We start from the raw sequence: 17490 nt of genomic DNA on the forward strand, positions 1-17490 counted from the left end.
TCAATGGAAGGCTTAATCGTTTCCAACGTTCTGCTCTGGATGCTGCTGCTGGCCGTGGCGTTTGTCGTCATGGGCCTGGTTCGGCAAATTGGTGTGCTGCACGGCCGACTGGCCCCGGCCGGTGCGCTGATGGTCGACAAAGGCGTGGCCGTCAACGAGCCCGCGCCGCAAGTCACCGCGACCGACCGTCATGGTCGCCCGGTGAACTTTGGCTATGCCAGTGAAAAGTCTCAACTGCTGTTCTTCCTCTCGCCGACCTGCCCGATCTGCAAATCCCTGCTGCCGGCCATTAAATCCATCGCCAAGGAACAGGCCGATCGTCTCGACGTGGTGTTCATCAGCGACGGCGACATGGACGCTCAGCAAGCGCTGATCCGCGAGCACAAACTGGACGACGCCACTTACGTGGTCGGCCCGCAAGTGGGCATGACCTATCAGATTGGCAAGCTGCCTTACGCTGCGCTGATCGACAAGGCTGGCACCCTGCGCGCCAAAGGCCTGGTCAATTCCCGCGAGCACCTGGACAGCCTGTTCGAAGTCGAGCACCTGAAAAGCGCCACGCTGCAGGAATACCTGAACAGCCAACCTCACACGCACGACCACAGCCACGGCCATAGCCACTGATTAAGGCAGGGAGACTTTTATGAAACTGCTGGATCTGTTGTTTGAACGCTCGGCTCGCCGTGTCGCCGACACCACCTCGCGACGCAAACTGCTCGCGCGCATGGGTTCCTTGATGGTCGCGGGCGCTGCGCTGCCCTTGCTGTTGCCGCTGGACCGCACCAGCAAAGCCCTGGCCGCCGATAACCCGAAAGCCGGCGACCCGGGTGATCCAAACAGCTGCGACTACTGGCGTTATTGTTCCATCGATGGCTTCTTGTGCAGCTGCTGCGGAGGCTCGGTCACGTCCTGCCCGCCGGGCACGGAAGCGTCGCAAGTCACCTGGATCGGCACCTGCCGCAACCCGGCCGACGGAAAGGACTACATCATTTCGTACAACGACTGCTGCGGTAAGCAAAGCTGCGCCCAGTGCGCGTGCACCCGTAACGACAGTGAAGAACCCGCCTATCGTCCGTTCAACAACAACGATGTGAACTGGTGCCTGGCCGCAAAATCGCACATCTACCACTGCACCGTTTCGATCATACGCGGCGTCGCGGTTTAACGCGCATTTGCCGTCGGTTGCTCGCGCAATCGGCGGTTTTTTTTCTGTGTTTGTGGGCTGCTTTTTTTTGTTCATTGTTACCGACAACATGAAAAAGGTGCTTGTCATGCGTAGGTTGCTATTGCTCGGTCTTGTCTGCGTCATGACCGCCCCGCTCGTTTATGCCAGAGCCATTCCCAACCCGGCGCAGCGTCATGCTCCGGGCAACGAAGAACTTCAAAAACCCATTTCCGAGGCGGGCTACAGTGTTGGTGTGAACTACCAACTGCAATGCGCCGGTTGCCATCTGGGTGATGGTATGGGTTCCCCCGCCAATGACACGCCTCGGCTACAGGGGTTTGTCGGCAATTTTCTAAAAGTACCGGGCGGCCGCGAATTTCTCGTGCGCGTACCCGGTATGTCACAGTCCGCGCTTAATAACGCGCAGTTGGCCGATTTACTCAACTGGTTAATGCGTGAAGACGGCATGGCTGGCAAAAGCACCCCCGCGCACTACCAGCCTTACAACGCCGAAGAAGTCTCCGCGCTGCGCCAAAAAGCCATGCTCAACCTCCCGGGCACCCGCGCCGAATTGATAAAAGCAATGCGCGCGCAAGGCATTGCGATTGAAGACGGGATGAGTTACTGATTTCGGCACGGAGCAAAAGGTTTCTGGCAAGAATCAAAAAGAATCCATTGACCATTTGTAGCAAAGTGCTACGTGTGCCTTTCCTCGGCTCGTATCAAGGAAAATAAGAAATGTTTACGTCCGTAGCGTTGCTAAAAAGAAAGCCGCTTGCCCGACTCGCGCTGGCCATTACCTTGGGCACCTTCGGGTTGCCTTGCTGGCTGCCCAATGCCGACGCCCACGGGGCAGCCGCCGAAATGGTGCCATTGCAATCGACCCTTGAGGACTTCGGCGCCACGGTCAAATGGGACGACTATTCCGACCTGTTCGTGATTGCCAAGGACGGTGTCTACCTCAAGGTCAAGCCGGGTAGCAAGGTGGCCGTACTCAACGGTAAACGGATGGAGTTGTCAGTGCCGGTGGTGTTCAAAGGCAAGACGGCGTTCATGTCCAAGGACTTCATCAACCAGGTCTTCCAGTCCGGTCTGGACAAGACGTTTGTCGTCGAGACCCGCCCTAACCCGCTCAACCCGCTAAGCGCCGACGAAATCAAGGCGGCGGTGGATGTCGTCAAGAATTCCGCCAACTACAAACCCGGCTTTCGTTTCACCGAAGTTTCCGTCAATGAGCCCCCCAAGGATCAGGTCTGGAATTTCATCTACACCGGCCAAAACGTAACCCAGCCTCGCCAGGCCAATATTGTGGTGCTCGATGGCAAGCATGTGATCGAGGCGCTGGTCGATCTCGGCAGCAAGACACTCAAGTCCTGGAAACCTGTCGAAGGCGCTCACGGCATGGTGCTGCTGGACGACTTCGCGACCGTGCAGTCGGCCGTAGAGACGAGCCCAGAATACGCGCAAGCACTGGCCAAGCGCGGTATCACGGATGTCAAAAAAGTCGTGGCCACGCCATTGACCGTTGGTTACTTCGACGGCAAAGACGGTCTGGCGCAGGATAAACGCCTCCTGAAAATCGTCAGCTACCTCAATACCGGTGATGGCAACTACTGGGCGCACCCGATCGAGGGCCTGGTGGCGATTGTCGATCTGGAGCAGAAGAAGCTGATCAAGATCGAAGATGAGGCCGTCATCCCGGTTCCGATGAAGCCGACACCCTATGACGGGCGTGGCCGCAAAGGCACGCAGGTCAAGCCGCTGGAGATCATAGAGCCGGAAGGAAAGAACTACACCATTACCGGCAACAGCATTCATTGGCAGAACTGGGACTTTCATGTTCGCCTCGACTCGCGGGTCGGCCCGATACTGTCGACGGTCACTTATGACGACAAGGGCAAGAAACGCAAAATCATGTACGAGGGCTCGCTGGGCGGCATGATCGTGCCTTACGGCGATCCCGACGTCGGCTGGTACTTCAAGGCGTACCTGGATTCGGGCGATTACGGCATGGGCACCTTGACCTCGCCGATCGCGCGCGGCAAAGACGCCCCGGAAAACGCCGTGCTGCTGGACGCCACCATTGCCGACTATACCGGCGCACCGACCTCGATTCCGCGCGCCATGGCGGTGTTCGAGCGCTACGCCGGCCCGGAATACAAACACCAGGAGATGGGCCAGCCCAATCTCAGCACCGAGCGTCGCGAACTGGTGGTGCGCTGGATCAGCACCGTCGGCAACTACGACTACATCTTCGACTGGGTCTTCCAGCAAAACGGCACCATTGGCATCGATGCCGGCGCTACCGGGATCGAAGCGGTCAAGGGTGTGAAATCCAAAACCATGCATGAGGCCACGGCCAAGGAAGACACCCGCTACGGCACCCTGCTGGACCACAACATCGTCGGCACCACCCACCAGCACATCTACAACTTCCGTCTGGATATGGATGTTGACGGTGAAAACAACTCACTGGTTGAAGTGAACCCGGTGGTGGTCGCGAACGACCGTGGCGGGCCCCGGACCAGTACGATGCAGACCGAGCACAACGTGGTCAGCACCGAACAACAAGCCGCGCAGAAATTCGACCCTTCGACCGTCCGCTTGATGACCAACTTCAGCAAGGAAAACAAAGTCGGCAACCCGGTTTCCTATCAGCTGATTCCGTATGCCGGCGGTACTCACCCGGTGGCCAAGGGTGCCAACTTCGGCAAGGACGAATGGCTCTATCACCGCCTGAGCTTCATGGACAAACAACTGTGGGTGACACGCTACAACCCGGACGAGAAATACCCGGAAGGTAAATACCCGAATCGCTCGGACCAAGATTCGGGTCTGGGTCAGTTCAGCCACGATAACCAGTCCATCGAAAATACCGACGATGTGGTCTGGCTGACCACGGGTACCACGCACATCGCGCGGGCCGAAGAATGGCCGATCATGCCGACCGAGTGGGTGCATGTGCTGTTGAAGCCGTGGAATTTCTTCGATGAAACGCCGACGCTGAACCTCAACGCCCCGAAGTAATGTGGTAATGCACAAAAACCTGTGGGAGCGGGCTTGCCCGCGAAGGCGTAGTGTCAGTCGACATCAGTGTTGTCTGACACATCGCTATCGCGGGCAAGCCCGCTCCCACAGGGTCTGCGTGTATCAAGGGAACTATCAGGCGTGCTTTTTGCGGTACTCACCGGGTGAAATGCCGAAGCGTGTTTTGAACGCGGTAGAAAAGTAGCTCGAATCCGAAAACCCCCAGGAATACCCCAGCACCGACAACTTCTGCTCCGTACGTGTTTGACGCAGGGATTCGGCGCACAAATCCAGTCGCCGATTCTTGATGTACCGCGCCACTACCAGGCCCTTCCTGGCGAACATCCGGTACAAACCCCGCGTCGACATACCGACCTCGCGCGCCAGCCATTCGGGGCACAATTCATCCGAGCGGATGTGCTCGTCAATAAAGCCAAGGGTCTTGCGGAAGGCCCGTTCATGCGCATCACCGCACTCTTCACTGTGACTGATCGCCGGGCGCAGAAGGCTGACAATGGCCTCCAGGGTCGCTTCGCTTTCTTGCCGGCTAAGGTTTGTCTGGGACGTAGCGTCCAGTACCAAGCGGTGAGACAGCATCGCAATCGGGGACGTCCCGACAATCCGGTGACCGCACTTGACCTGATTGAAGCGCAGGGTTTGCTCGACCAGTTGCGACGGCAAAATCAGCGACAACTGCCGGGAGTTTTCACTGTAGGTGAAGTCGCTGGGGCGCGAAGCATCGATGAGCGTGATGTCACCCGCCGAGAGTAAAACCTTGTTGTCCCCCTGGGCCATGCCGGCCGTGCCGTCGAGCTGGAACACCGCAAAGTATTTCCCGCCCTCTCCGGCAGCGACTTCCAGTGGCGTGCGGAACAGTCGAGCCTGGCAGGCATCGACAAAGCTGAGTTTCAGCGCGCCGTCCTGGTGTTCCCGGATATCGCCGGCAAACTCAGCGCCCAGAGGTTGCGCATTGAAGGCGCCACAGATCTGGTTGATCTGATGAATCCACTGATCAAAGCCATCACGGCGTTGTGCAATTGAAGAAATCATGTCGGGCCTCACGCAGGCTTATTTTTATTGTCTACGCCAATCCACAAGTTCTCCTGAACAGTCATTCTCCCTGAACGATAACGGGCTACTTGAGCCCGCCAAACCGCCGATAGAAACTTTCACCCACATCCGGCAATGGGCCATCGGCGGTTTCCAGCGCACTGTTCAACCATTCTTCGGCTTTGGCGTAGATCAGCCGGTAAATGTTGCGGCACAACTGGCGGGCGGCCCGACCTTCCCAATCACCGGGCAACAACTCGTCCGGCAATTGCGGGTCGCGCAATAGCAATTTGCGGTACTCATGAATAAGCAGAACCCGTGCCAGGAAACAATCGGAGGGTTCGAGGTTCTCTTGCTCGCGAAGTGCTTGCCAGAGCGGTCGGAACAGCTGAATGAACTCGCTGTAATGGGCCGCCAGTTCTTCGATGTTCCAGCTCTCGCGCACCTGCAAACGCAGGGCCTTGGAGGCCAGCACGTCCTGCGCGGTGGTTTCGAAAACGATGGTCTCTTCCTGGGCGCCGAGGTCGAGCAAGGTTGCATTGAGATCGGTACGGTCGCTGCGCGGACAGGCCAGCACGGCCGGCGAAATCGCACCAAAACCTTGCCACTCGAGTTCTTCGCGCACTTGTTTGCGCTTGTCCTGGGTCAGTTGCGTGAGCATCACCAGGCACCAGGAGCCATCCCACGCCGGCACGGTGGAGTTGTAGACCCGCTTGAAAGCCTTGTCGAAACGCCGGCGACCGGTGCCGGTCAGGCTGTAGTAACTGCGTCGCCCGACTTTCTCGGCGGTTAGCCAACCTTCCTTGGTCAGACGGAAGATCGAGGTGCGGATCAGCCGCTCGTTGATGCCGATGGGCTCGAGCAATTGAATCAGGCTGCCCAGCCAGACCGTTCCGCCGTGAGGTTCGATGGCATCGCCGTATAGCGTGATGATCAAGGAACTGGCGCGGATCGGCGTCTGCTCCTGGAAGCGGGTAATCAGATGGTTCAACGGTGTCAGGGACGACATGGGCGTACCGAGCTGGAAAAAAGGAAGGAATATACCGGTAGGTCGTCGCCGTTCACAGTGCACTGCCTTTTGGCCGTAAACCGCTGTCGCTGATACGTGGGCGATCGGGCTCCGGTTCGGTCAGCGGCTCGCAGACCTGCATCTGCTCAAGGCAACGCTTGGCCAGTTGCTGATATTCGCGAGTGCCCGCCTGCTTCCATGACACTTCCTCATCGCTGAGGCTGCGCTTGACGCTGGCCGGTGCGCCCATCACCAGTGACTGCTCCGGGCATGCGAATCCGGCTTTGACGAAGGCTGCTGCCGAGACGAATGAGCGAGGGCCAATCCGCGCGTTGTCCATTACCACCGCATTCATGCCCACCAGCGCATCGGTGCCGATCCGGCAACCGTGCAACACCGCGCCGTGACCAATATGGCCGTTGCGCTCCACCACCGTGTCGCTGTCCGGAAAGCCGTGCATCACGCAGGTGTCCTGCAGATTAGCGCCCTCCTCCAGCACGATCCGGCCAAAGTCCCCGCGCAGACTGGCCAGCGGCCCGACATAGCAATGGGGGCCGACAATCACGTCACCGATCAGGACGGCCGACGGATGAACGTAAGCAGTGGGGTCAACCACCGGGGTCAAGCCATCGAGGCTGTAGCAAGTCATGGGACGTTCCTTTAAGCGTAATGCGGGGTGTATTTGCAAAGCGATGCCGATATGGGGTCATTTTGTATCACATCGCTTTTACCAGCACAAAGACAAAAATCCGTATCACTTAATCACGATCTTTGAAAAAGGTCCGTCAATACGTCTGGCGCAACCATTCGAGCCAATAAAACCGGCAAAAAGCCGCTGTAAAGCCTTCTCATAAAGCGCTCATCCAAACACCACCCACTTATCAATAAGACACATTAAATCTATTTTAGTGTTGTATTTGCGTATCACGTTGTAGGTATACTCAGGCAAAACCGGCCCACCGAGCCGATCCAATAATGAGCCGGCATTACAGCCGAGCGTGCACCGTGAGGGCATCCGCCATGCCTCTAACCCTTGCTATCGAGTTCATCGAGCCGGGCGTCCGCCTGATTACCCTGCAGCGCCCACAAGCGCTGAACGCCCTGACCACCGAATTGCTCGGTGAGCTGGCGGACGAACTCAACGCTGCGCAGGCCGATCCCGACACCCGCGCCGTAGTCCTGACCGGCAGCCGAAAAGCCTTCGCGGCCGGCGCCGACATCAAGGAAATGGCCGAACGCAATCTGGTCGGCATCCTCGACGACCCACGCCAGGCCTCGTGGCAGACCATCACCCGTTTCAACAAACCGCTGATCGCCGCCGTCAATGGCTTCGCCCTGGGCGGAGGCTGCGAACTGGCGATGCACGCCGACATCATCATTGCTGGCGAAGATGCGCGCTTCGGTCAGCCGGAAATCAACCTCGGGATCATGCCCGGTGCGGGTGGCACCCAACGCCTGCTGCGCGCCGTCGGGAAATCCATGGCCATGCAGATGGTCCTGACCGGCGAGGCGATCGACGCCCGCCAGGCCCAACGTGCCGGCCTGGTCAGTGAAGTAACCCAACCGGAATTCACCGTCGAACGCGCCCTGCAAATCGCCCGCAGCATTGCCGGCAAAGCACCGCTGGCCGTGCGTCTGGCCAAGGAATCATTGCTCAAAGCCATGGACACCGACCTGACCAGCGGCCTGCGCTTCGAACGCCATGCCTTCACCGTGCTGGCCGGCACCCGCGACCGCGATGAAGGCATCCGGGCCTTTCAGGAAAAGCGCACGCCGACCTTCATCGGGCAATAACCCAGTCAGCCGCCCAATAAAAAAGCAGCGAACGACCTCTCAGAGAGCGCCATGACCATGAACTTCGAACACATCCTGTTTTCCATCGAGGCCGGCGTCGCCCTGCTCAGCCTCAATCGGCCGGACCAGCTCAATAGCTTCAACGCGCAGATGCACGGCGAAGTGAAGGAAGCGCTGAAACAGGTCCGCCAGAATCCGGACGTGCGCGTCTTGCTGCTGACCGGTGAAGGTCGCGGCTTCTGCGCCGGGCAAGACCTCAGCGACCGCAATGTTGCGCCGGGCAGCGCCGTGCCGGATCTGGGTGAATCCATCGAGAAGTTCTACAACCCACTGATCCGTCATCTGCGCGACCTGCCGATGCCGGTAATCTGCGCGGTCAATGGCGTGGCGGCCGGGGCCGGCGCCAATATCCCGCTGGCCTGCGACCTCGTACTGGCGGCGCGTTCGGCGAATTTCATCCAAGCCTTCTGCAAAATCGGCCTGATCCCTGATTCCGGCGGCACCTGGACCTTGCCGCGTCTGGTCGGCATGGCACGCGCCAAGGCGCTGGCCTTGCTTGGTAATCGCCTGACGGCGGAGCAAGCCGAGCAATGGGGTCTGATCTACCGCGTTGTCGACGATGCCGAACTGCGCAACGAAGCCCTGATGCTCGCCCGCCACTTGGCCACGCAACCGACTTACGGACTGGCATTGATCAAGCGCAGCCTGAACGCCAGCCTGAGCAACACGTTTGACGAACAGCTGGAGCTGGAAAAAGACCTGCAACGTCTGGCCGGGCGCAGCGAGGATTACCGTGAAGGCGTCAGCGCGTTCATGGAAAAACGCAGCCCAAGCTTCAAGGGGCGCTGAGTCATGACTGCACTGAACACTAACGCGCGCATCGCGGTCATCGGCGCCGGCGCCATGGGCGCAGGCATTGCTCAGGTCGCTGCACAGGCCGGCCATCCGGTGCTGTTGCTCGACAACCGTCCGGGCGCTGCCGCTCTGGCCATCGATGGTATTGATCGGCAATTGGGCAAACGGGTCGAGAAAGGCAAACTCGCGGCCGAAGCGCGCACGGCGACCATCGCCCGCCTGCGAGCCGTGGAAGCCATCGAAGCGCTGGCCGATTGTGAACTGGTCATCGAAGCCATCGTCGAGAACCTCGAGGTCAAACGTACCCTGTTCCGGCAGTTGGAAAGTATCTGTGATGAGCGCTGCATTCTCGCCAGCAATACCTCGTCGCTGTCAATTACCAGCATCGCTGCACAGCTGAATCATCCGCAACGCTTGCTTGGCCTGCACTTTTTCAACCCCGCCCCGATCATGGCGCTGGTGGAAATTGTTTCGGGCCTGGCCAGCGATCCGGCATTGGCCCAGTGTCTGTACGACACCGCCAGGGCCTGGGGCAAAAAACCGGTACACACCCGCTCTACGCCAGGTTTCATCGTCAACCGCGTGGCCCGGCCGTTCTATGCCGAGAGCTTGCGTTTGCTCCAGGAAGGCGCTGCCGATTGCCCGACGCTGGATGCACTGATGCGCGATGCCGGTGGTTTTGCGATGGGCGCGTTCGAACTGACCGACCTGATCGGTCATGACGTCAACTATGCCGTGACCTGCTCGGTGTTCGACGCCTATTACGGCGACACCCGTTTCCTGCCGTCGCTGATCCAGAAAGAACTGGTAGATGCCGGACGTCTGGGGCGCAAAAGCGGCCAGGGGTTTTACAGCTATGCCGAAGGCACCGAGCGCCCGCAGCCCACTTCAATCAGCAGCGAATGGCCCGTTGAAACCTGCGTTGCAGAAGGTGATCTGGGCATCGCAAACGCTCTGATTTCGCGCTTTCGCGAGTACGGCATCGACGTCGTCCAGCGCGATGGCCAGGGTTTGCTGCGCGTCGGTGATGCGGTGCTGGCCTTGAGCGATGGGCGCATGGCGTGTGAGCGCGCCAACGCAGATGGCTTGCGCAATCTGATCCTGCTCGACCTGGCGTTCGACTACGGCAAGGCCAGCCGAATCGCTATCAGCTGTTCGGCAGGCATCGAACCTTGCGCGCTCGAACAGGGTGTCGCGTTGCTGCAACAGGCGGGATTCAAAGTCAGCCTGCTCAGCGACAGCCCGGCCCTCGCCGTGTTGCGCACCGTCGCCATGCTCGCCAACGAAGCCGCCGATGCCCTGCTGCATGGCGTTGCCTCGGCCGCCGACATCGATCTGGCGATGCGCGCCGGGGTCAATTACCCCCAAGGCCCGCTGGCCTGGGCCGATGCCATCGGGCTTTCGCAGATCCTCAACGTGCTGGAAAACCTGCAAGCCAACTATGGCGAAGAACGCTATCGGCCGTCGCTGCTATTGCGCCGCCGGGTCGCCGAAGGGAGAAATTTCCATGACTAACCACGAAGCGATGAACCTGGCCAGCACCTGCGCGCAAACGATGTTCAAGCGCGACGCCGCCAGCCAGGCGATGGGCATGCGCCTGCTCTCAGCGGCGCCCGGCTGTGCCCGCGTAGGGATGAACGTGCGCGCCGACATGATCCAGGGCCACGGCACCTGCCACGGCGGCTACCTGTTTGCCCTCGCCGACTCGGCGTTTGCCTTTGCCTGCAACAGCTACAACGAGGCCACGGTAGCCATCGGTTGCAGCATCGACTACATCGCCCCGGCACACCTGGGCGACACCTTGACGGCCGATTGCACCGAGCAAAGCCGTTCCGGTCGCACCGGTAACTACGACGTACGCATTGAAAACCAACAGGGCCAGCTCATCGCGCTGTTCCATGGCAAATCCTACAAAGTGCGCGGCGCTGTGCTGACGCAGGAGAACCCGAATGAATGACGCCTTGATCATCGATGCGGTGCGGACCCCGATCGGCCGCTACGCCGGAGCCTTGAGCAGCGTGCGCGCCGACGACCTCGGCGCGGTGCCGCTGCGCGAATTGCTGCGCCGTCACCCGCAGGTCGACTGGAATGCCGTCGACGATGTGATCTACGGCTGTGCCAACCAGGCCGGCGAAGACAATCGCAACGTCGCGCGCATGTCGGCACTGCTGGCCGGGTTGCCGGTCAGCGTGCCGGGCACCACGCTCAACCGTTTGTGCGGTTCCGGGCTGGATGCCATCGGCACAGCCGCCCGGGCGATTCGCTGTGGCGAGGCCGGTCTTATGCTGGTCGGCGGTGTCGAATCGATGTCCCGTGCACCGCTGGTGATGGGCAAGGCCGAGCAGGCGTTTTCCCGCGATGCGCAGCTCTACGACACCACCATCGGCTGGCGCTTCGTCAATCCGCTGATGAAAAAAATCTATGGCATCGACTCCATGCCGGAGACCGCCGAGAACGTCGCCGAGCAGTTCAACATTTCTCGCGCCGACCAGGACGCCTTTGCCCTGCGCAGCCAGCAGCGCGCCGCCGCAGCCCAGGCCAGCGGCCGCTTTGCCAAAGAAATCGTCGCGGTAGAAATCCCCCAGCGCAAAGGACCGGCCAAGGTGGTCGAGCATGACGAGCACCCGCGGGTTGACACCACACTTGAGCAGTTGCAGAAGCTTGGCACGCCGTTTCGCGAAGGCGGCAGCATCACCGCCGGCAATGCGTCCGGGGTCAACGACGGGGCTTGCGCACTGTTGCTGGCCAGTCCGCAAGTCGCTAAACGTCACGGCCTGAAGGCTCGCGGCCGGGTCGTGGCGATGGCTACTGCCGGGGTCGAACCACGGATCATGGGCATAGGCCCGGTACCGGCGACGCGCAAGGTACTGGAGTTGGCGAACCTGAACCTGGCCGACATGGACGTGATCGAACTCAACGAGGCCTTTGCCGCCCAAGGCCTGGCAGTGTTGCGCGAGCTCGGCCTGAGCGACACCGATCCGCGGGTCAATCCCAACGGCGGCGCGATTGCCCTCGGTCATCCGCTGGGCATGAGCGGCGCACGGCTGGTGACCACCGCCCTGCATGAACTGGAAGAACGTCAGGGTCGCTACGCCTTGTGCACCATGTGCATTGGCGTTGGCCAGGGCATCGCGCTGATCATCGAGCGCCTGTCCGACTAAAGAACCGCGATTCCCTAGGAGCCGAGAGGTATCCTTGGGGCATGCACTCTAAGCCCTTGTGCGAAAGGGCCGAAACACAAAAATAATTCGAGTGAAGTTATGAACATGCCAATTGCCAAAGCCGTGCTTGATCCAGTGCTGGACCCGATTGAAACCGCCAGCATCGACGAACTCCGTCAGCACCAGCTGGATCGGCTGCGCTGGAGCCTGAAACACGCGTACCAGAACGTGCCGCTGTACCGTCAACGCTTCGATGCGCTGGGCGTGCACCCGGATGACATCAAGTCGCTGGAAGACTTGGCGAAGTTTCCTTTCACCACCAAATCCGACCTGCGCGACAACTACCCCTACGGCATGTTCGCCGTGCCGATGCATGACGTCGTGCGCCTGCATGCTTCCAGTGGCACCACCGGCAAACCGACCGTCGTCGGCTACACCCAGAACGACATCGACACCTGGGCCAACGTGGTCGCCCGCTCGATCCGCGCGGCGGGTGGCCGACGTGGCGACAAAGTGCATATTTCCTATGGTTACGGCCTGTTCACCGGCGGACTCGGCGCCCACTACGGTGCTGAGCGCCTGGGCTGCACGGTGATTCCGATGTCCGGCGGGCAGACCGAGAAACAGGTGCAACTGATCAAGGATTTCCAACCCGACATCATCATGGTCACCCCGTCGTACATGCTCAACATCGCCGATGAAATCGAGCGTCAGGGCATCGACCCGCACAAACTGGCCCTGCGCCTGGGCATCTTCGGCGCCGAACCCTGGACCGCCGAACTGCGCAGCGCGATCGAAGCGCGTATGGGCATTACCGCCCTGGACATCTACGGCCTCTCGGAAATCATGGGGCCAGGCGTCGCCATGGAATGTGCGGAAACCAAGGACGGGCCGACGATCTGGGAAGACCACTTCTACCCGGAAATCATTGATCCGGTCACGGGTGAAGTGCTGCCGGACGGGCAGATGGGCGAGCTGGTGTTTACGTCGCTGAGTAAAGAAGCGTTGCCGATGATCCGCTATCGCACCCGCGACTTGACGCGCCTGTTGCCGGGCACTGCGCGGCCGATGCGGCGTATCGACAAGATCACTGGGCGCAGTGATGACATGTTGATCATTCGCGGGGTTAACGTGTTTCCGACGCAGATCGAGGAGCAGGTACTGAAAATCAAACAGCTTGCGGAGTGTTATGAGATTCATCTGTATCGCAATGGCAACTTGGACAGCGTGGATGTGCATGTGGAGCTGAAGGCTGAGCATCAGCATCTGGGAGATGATCAGCAGAGAGCTGTCGCCGCCGAGTTGAGTCGGCATATCAAGACGTATATCGGGATCAGTACGCGGATCGTCTTGCAGCCTCTGCATTCGATCAAGCGGTCTGAGGGCAAGGCTTGCCACGTGTTGGACAAACGCCCGAAAGCATGACTGCTGCACCCTTTATAGCCCCGCTTTTTGCGGGGTTTTTTTTGGGTTTTTTTGTACATATCCGTTACCGGAGAAATGGGCCACACACATAACCACCTCTCCCAAAGCGACCACTCATCCCGAAGCGATACAAAAACATATACGACACGTTATTTTGTGTTTGATATTAATTTATGTATCGCTTATAAAGTTCTCCATGCCATCAAGAAGATTCACGGCGGGAGCCCCTCATGTACGCACAGCTCGTAGAAACCGGCGTCAAGCGCATAAAAGACCTGTCGGAGATGTCCGACCAGGAACGCGCCTTCCAGGAAAAAATCGATTCAGAAATCAAGATCGAAGCCAAAAACTGGATGCCAGATGCCTATCGCCAAACCCTCATCCGGCAGATCTCCCAGCACGCCCACTCGGAAATCGTGGGCATGCTGCCCGAAGGTAACTGGGTCACCCGCGCGCCATCGCTCAAACGCAAACTGCAACTGATGGCGAAGATTCAGGACGAAGCCGGCCACGGCTTGTACCTCTACAGCGCCATGGAAACCCTCGGCGCCGACCGCGATGAAGAAATCGCCAAGCTGCACAGCGGCAAAGCCAAGTACTCGAGCATCTTCAATTACCCGACGCTGAACTGGGCCGACATGGGCGCCGTGGGCTGGCTGGTGGACGGCGCGGCGATCGTCAATCAGGTGGTGTTGCAACGCACCTCTTATGGCCCCTACTCCCGGGCCATGGTGCGGATTTGCAAGGAAGAGAGTTTCCACCAGCGCCAGGGCTACGAAATCCTCCTGACCATGATGCGTCATGGCAACCAGGCGCAAAAAGACATGGTCCAGGACGCGATCAATCGCCTGTGGTGGCCGTCGCTGATGATGTTCGGCCCGAGCGACGAACACTCGCCAAACAGCGCCCAGTCCATGGCCTGGAAAATCAAACGCCAGAGCAACGACGAACTGCGCCAGCGCTTCATCGACCAAACCATCCCGCAGCTGGAACTGCTGGGCTGCACCTGCCCCGACCCGGACTTGAAGTGGAATGCCGAGCGCGGCCATTACGACTTCGGCGAAATCCAGTGGAACGAATTCTACGAAGTGCTCAAGGGCAACGGCCCGTGCAACCAGGAACGCGTTGCAACCCGTCGCAAAGCCATTGAAGACGGTGCCTGGGTCCGCGAAGCCGCAGTCGCTCACGCTCGCAAAAAACAAAACAAGAACGCCGCCTGATCGGCCACCTGATGTGGAGTCACTGATATGTCTGAATGGACCCTTTTCGAAGTTTTCGTGCGTAGCAAGCACGGCCTCAACCACAAGCATGTCGGCAGTGTGCATGCCGCCGACACCACCATGGCCATCGAGAACGCCCGCGAGTTGTACACCCGCCGCAGCGAAGGCGTGAGCCTGTGGGTCGTACCTTCGGCACTGATCACCGCGTCGTCACCCGATGAAAAAGACCCGCTGTTCGACCCGGCGGACGACAAAGTTTACCGCCACGCCAGCTTCTACGAGCTGCCGGCCGAAGTCGGGCACATGTGAGGTCGACCATGAACAAGCAGACTGATCTGATCGAATACCTGCTGCGCCTCGGCGACAGCGCCCTGATCCAGGGCCAGCGCCTGTGCCAATGGTGCGGCAAGGCCCCGGCGCTGGAAGAAGAACTGGCGCTGATGAACGTCGGCCTCGACCTGGTGGGCCAGGCACGCAACTGGCTGGAATACGCCGCCGAACTGCTGAACGACGGTCGCGATGCCGATCACCTGGCGTTCCGTCGTGATGAGCGCGCCTATCGCAATCTGCTGCTAGTGGAACAACCCAACGGCGACTACGCGGTGACCATCCTCAAGCAATTTCTCTACGACGCCTGGCACCTGCAAATACTCAGCGGCCTGAGCCAGTCCAGCGATGAGCGCATCGCCGGGATTGCCGCCAAAGCCGTGAAGGAAGTCACCTATCACCTGCGCCGCTCCGGTGAATGGGTCGAGCGTCTGGGTGACGGCACCGAGGAAAGTCATCAGCGCATGCTCGCGGCCATCCCTGAGGTTTGGCGTTTCACGGTCGAGCTGACCAGTGCTGACGACAGCGAACAACGCCTGTGCGATGCCGGTCTCACCCCGGACGCTGCGCAAGTCGCCGCGGCCTGGCAAGCCAAGGTCAGCGAGATTTTCGCCAGCGCCACCCTGCCCGTGCCGGCTGCACCGAGCTATTTCTACTTGAATGCCCGCCGCGGTTTGCACAGCGAACACCTGGGCATTCTGCTGGCCGAGATGCAATCACTGCCACGAGCGTACCCCGATGCGACCTGGTGAGCTGATCGCCAGCGACCAGGGCGCACGGCCGGTTCAGCCAACCGACCTGGCCGCTGCCTGGGCGACGTTGGCGCAGGTCATGGACCCGGAAGTGCCGGTGGTCAGCGTCGTCGACCTGGGCATCGTTCGCGATCTCGACTGGCAGGCCGGGCACCTGCACGTGGTGGTCACGCCGACCTACTCCGGCTGCCCCGCCACCGAAGTGATCGAAAGCGACATCCGCGAGGCGCTGGAATCGGCCGGGTTCAAGGCGCCACACCTGGAACGCAAATTGACCCCGGCCTGGACCACTGACTGGATCACCGACAGCGGTCGCGAACGCCTTCGCGCCTACGGCATTGCGCCGCCCGACGGCAGCACCAGCAAGCGCAGTCTGCTCGGCGAAAGCCCGGTAATCGTTTGCCCGCAATGCGGCAGTGCGCACACCGAAGTGCTCAGCGAGTTCGGTTCAACCGCCTGCAAGGCGCTGTACCGCTGCGTCGATTGCCGGGAACCGTTCGACTATTTCAAATGCATCTGAGCGGCGATCGGCCGTCCCAGCTGGAGAACAATAATGAGTAAATTTCACAGCCTGACCATCAAGGACGTGCGCACCGAGACCCGTGACGCGGTGTCCATCGCCTTCGAGATTCCCCAGCACCTGCAAGACAGTTTTCACTTCACCCAGGGCCAGCACCTGGTGATGCGTACTCAGATGGACGGCGAAGAAGTACGCCGGTCCTACTCGATCTGCACCGGGGTCAACGACGGCGAACTGCGTGTCGCCATCAAGCGTGTGGCGGGTGGACGTTTCTCGGCGTTCGCCAATGAGCAGTTGAAGGCCGGGCACAGCCTGGAGGTGATGCCACCAGCCGGGCACTTTCATGTCGACCTCGACCCGACTCGCCATGGCAACTACCTCGCGGTCGCGGCGGGCAGCGGCATCACGCCGATCCTGTCGATCATCAAGACCACCCTGCAAACCGAACCGCATAGCCGCGTCACGCTGCTGTACGGCAACCGTTCCAGCTCCGGCGCGCTGTTTCGCGAACAACTCGAAGACCTGAAAAACCGCTACTTGCAGCGTTTGAACCTGATCTTCGTGTTCAGCCGCGAACAGCAGGATGTCGACCTGTACAACGGTCGGATCAACGCCGAGAAATGCGAGCAGCTGTTCTCTCGCTGGATCGACGTCAAAGCCCTCGACGCCGCGTTCATCTGCGGCCCGCAGGAGATGACCGAAACCGTGCGCGACAGCCTGAAAGCCAAAGGCATGCCGCACGAACGCATCCATTTCGAACTGTTTGCCGCGGTCGGCAGCCAGCAGAAACGCGAGGCCCGCGAGGCCGCTCGCCAGGTTGATGCCGCCGTTAGCCAGATCACCGTCATCAGCGACGGCCGCGCGTTGGCGTTCGACCTGCCGCGCAATAGCCAAAGCATTCTTGACGCCGGCAACGCCCAAGGCGCCGAACTGCCTTACTCGTGCAAGGCCGGCGTGTGCTCGACGTGCAAATGCAAGGTCATCGAAGGCGAAGTGGAGATGGACAGCAACCATGCACTGGAAGACTACGAAGTGGCTGCCGGCTATGTGCTGTCGTGCCAGGCGTTTCCGGTGAGCAACAAAGTGGTGCTGGATTTCGACCAGTTCTGAAGATCACGCGAACACCTGTGGCGAGGGAGCGTGCTCCCTCGCCACAAAAGCAGCCCGGTTTATCCGGCCCGGCGC

General features: G+C 60.1%; 18 protein-coding genes. 15 read left to right on the plus strand and 3 right to left on the minus strand.

The annotated features are described in order from the left end of the window. Positions 1-3: 3 nt before the first annotated feature. From mauD to tynA, 4 genes are all read left to right on the plus strand, one after another. The gene (gene mauD / locus DFS28_RS10445) at positions 4-624 is read left to right on the plus strand and encodes a methylamine dehydrogenase accessory protein MauD (RefSeq protein WP_111449677.1); all 621 of its coding nucleotides are present in this window, start codon (positions 4-6) and stop codon (positions 622-624) included. Positions 625-643: 19 nt separating this feature from the next. Next, positions 644-1165: a methylamine dehydrogenase light chain gene (locus DFS28_RS10450; RefSeq protein WP_033062059.1), complete on the plus strand. Its 522-nt coding sequence runs from the start codon at positions 644-646 to the stop codon at positions 1163-1165. A 106-nt stretch (positions 1166-1271) separates the two neighbouring features. Next, complete coding sequence (locus DFS28_RS10455) at positions 1272-1793, plus strand: cytochrome C (protein ID WP_111449903.1); 522 nt, start codon at positions 1272-1274, stop codon at positions 1791-1793. 110 nt (positions 1794-1903) lie between these two features. Continuing rightward, entirely contained in the window at positions 1904-4192 is a 2289-nt protein-coding gene (tynA, locus tag DFS28_RS10460) for a primary-amine oxidase (protein WP_111449678.1), read from the plus strand. Between the two features lie 135 nt (positions 4193-4327). Here the strand turns inward: tynA and feaR are convergent, their stop codons facing one another. The 3 genes from feaR to paaY form a co-directional block, all read right to left on the minus strand. Then, complete coding sequence (feaR, locus tag DFS28_RS10470; RefSeq protein WP_111449680.1) at positions 4328-5242, minus strand: transcriptional regulator FeaR; 915 nt, start codon at positions 5240-5242, stop codon at positions 4328-4330. 85 nt (positions 5243-5327) lie between these two features. Beyond that, positions 5328-6251 carry a phenylacetic acid degradation operon negative regulatory protein PaaX gene (gene paaX / locus DFS28_RS10475; RefSeq protein ID WP_111449681.1) on the minus strand — a complete coding sequence of 308 codons (924 nt, stop codon included), beginning with the start codon at positions 6249-6251 and terminating at the stop codon, positions 5328-5330. Positions 6252-6303: 52 nt separating this feature from the next. Beyond that, positions 6304-6900: a phenylacetic acid degradation protein PaaY gene (paaY, locus tag DFS28_RS10480; RefSeq protein WP_111449682.1), complete on the minus strand. Its 597-nt coding sequence runs from the start codon at positions 6898-6900 to the stop codon at positions 6304-6306. 371 nt (positions 6901-7271) lie between these two features. On the opposite strand from paaY, the gene paaF reads away from it, so the two are divergent. From paaF to paaE, 11 genes are all read left to right on the plus strand, one after another. Beyond that, on the plus strand, positions 7272-8045 hold the full coding sequence (gene paaF / locus DFS28_RS10485) for a 2,3-dehydroadipyl-CoA hydratase PaaF (protein WP_111449683.1): 774 nt from the start codon (positions 7272-7274) through the stop codon (positions 8043-8045). 57 nt (positions 8046-8102) lie between these two features. Beyond that, positions 8103-8894, plus strand: a complete 792-nt coding sequence (gene paaG, locus DFS28_RS10490; RefSeq protein WP_111449904.1) for a 2-(1,2-epoxy-1,2-dihydrophenyl)acetyl-CoA isomerase PaaG — start codon at positions 8103-8105, stop codon at positions 8892-8894. 3 nt (positions 8895-8897) lie between these two features. Next, positions 8898-10415, plus strand: coding sequence for a 3-hydroxyacyl-CoA dehydrogenase PaaH (gene paaH / locus DFS28_RS10495; protein WP_111449684.1), 1518 nt, complete (start codon positions 8898-8900; stop codon positions 10413-10415). Further along, positions 10408-10857 carry a hydroxyphenylacetyl-CoA thioesterase PaaI gene (paaI, locus tag DFS28_RS10500; protein ID WP_111449685.1) on the plus strand — a complete coding sequence of 150 codons (450 nt, stop codon included), beginning with the start codon at positions 10408-10410 and terminating at the stop codon, positions 10855-10857. Before paaH ends, paaI begins: the two co-directional genes overlap by 8 nt. Continuing rightward, on the plus strand, positions 10850-12061 hold the full coding sequence (gene pcaF, locus DFS28_RS10505) for a 3-oxoadipyl-CoA thiolase (RefSeq protein WP_111449686.1): 1212 nt from the start codon (positions 10850-10852) through the stop codon (positions 12059-12061). The genes paaI and pcaF overlap by 8 nt, the downstream gene beginning before the upstream one ends. Positions 12062-12160: 99 nt before the next feature. After that, entirely contained in the window at positions 12161-13486 is a 1326-nt protein-coding gene (gene paaK, locus DFS28_RS10510) for a phenylacetate--CoA ligase PaaK (RefSeq protein ID WP_111449687.1), read from the plus strand. A 230-nt stretch (positions 13487-13716) separates the two neighbouring features. Further along, the gene (gene paaA / locus DFS28_RS10515) at positions 13717-14706 is read left to right on the plus strand and encodes a 1,2-phenylacetyl-CoA epoxidase subunit PaaA (protein WP_111449688.1); all 990 of its coding nucleotides are present in this window, start codon (positions 13717-13719) and stop codon (positions 14704-14706) included. A gap of 27 nt (positions 14707-14733) precedes the next feature. Continuing rightward, on the plus strand, positions 14734-15015 hold the full coding sequence (gene paaB / locus DFS28_RS10520) for a 1,2-phenylacetyl-CoA epoxidase subunit PaaB (protein WP_003208899.1): 282 nt from the start codon (positions 14734-14736) through the stop codon (positions 15013-15015). An 8-nt stretch (positions 15016-15023) separates the two neighbouring features. Beyond that, positions 15024-15785 (plus strand): 1,2-phenylacetyl-CoA epoxidase subunit PaaC, encoded by a 762-nt coding sequence (gene paaC, locus DFS28_RS10525; protein WP_111449689.1) that lies wholly within the window; start codon positions 15024-15026, stop codon positions 15783-15785. Continuing rightward, a complete protein-coding gene (paaD, locus tag DFS28_RS10530) occupies positions 15772-16305 on the plus strand; it encodes a 1,2-phenylacetyl-CoA epoxidase subunit PaaD (RefSeq protein ID WP_111449690.1) in 534 nt (177 codons plus the stop codon). Before paaC ends, paaD begins: the two co-directional genes overlap by 14 nt. A gap of 33 nt (positions 16306-16338) precedes the next feature. Further along, on the plus strand, positions 16339-17415 hold the full coding sequence (gene paaE, locus DFS28_RS10535; RefSeq protein WP_111449691.1) for a 1,2-phenylacetyl-CoA epoxidase subunit PaaE: 1077 nt from the start codon (positions 16339-16341) through the stop codon (positions 17413-17415). Positions 17416-17490 lie beyond the last annotated feature (75 nt).

The sequence above is a fragment of the Pseudomonas sp. 478 genome, assembly GCF_003254125.1.
In the GTDB taxonomy this organism is placed as follows: Bacteria; Pseudomonadota; Gammaproteobacteria; order Pseudomonadales; family Pseudomonadaceae; genus Aquipseudomonas.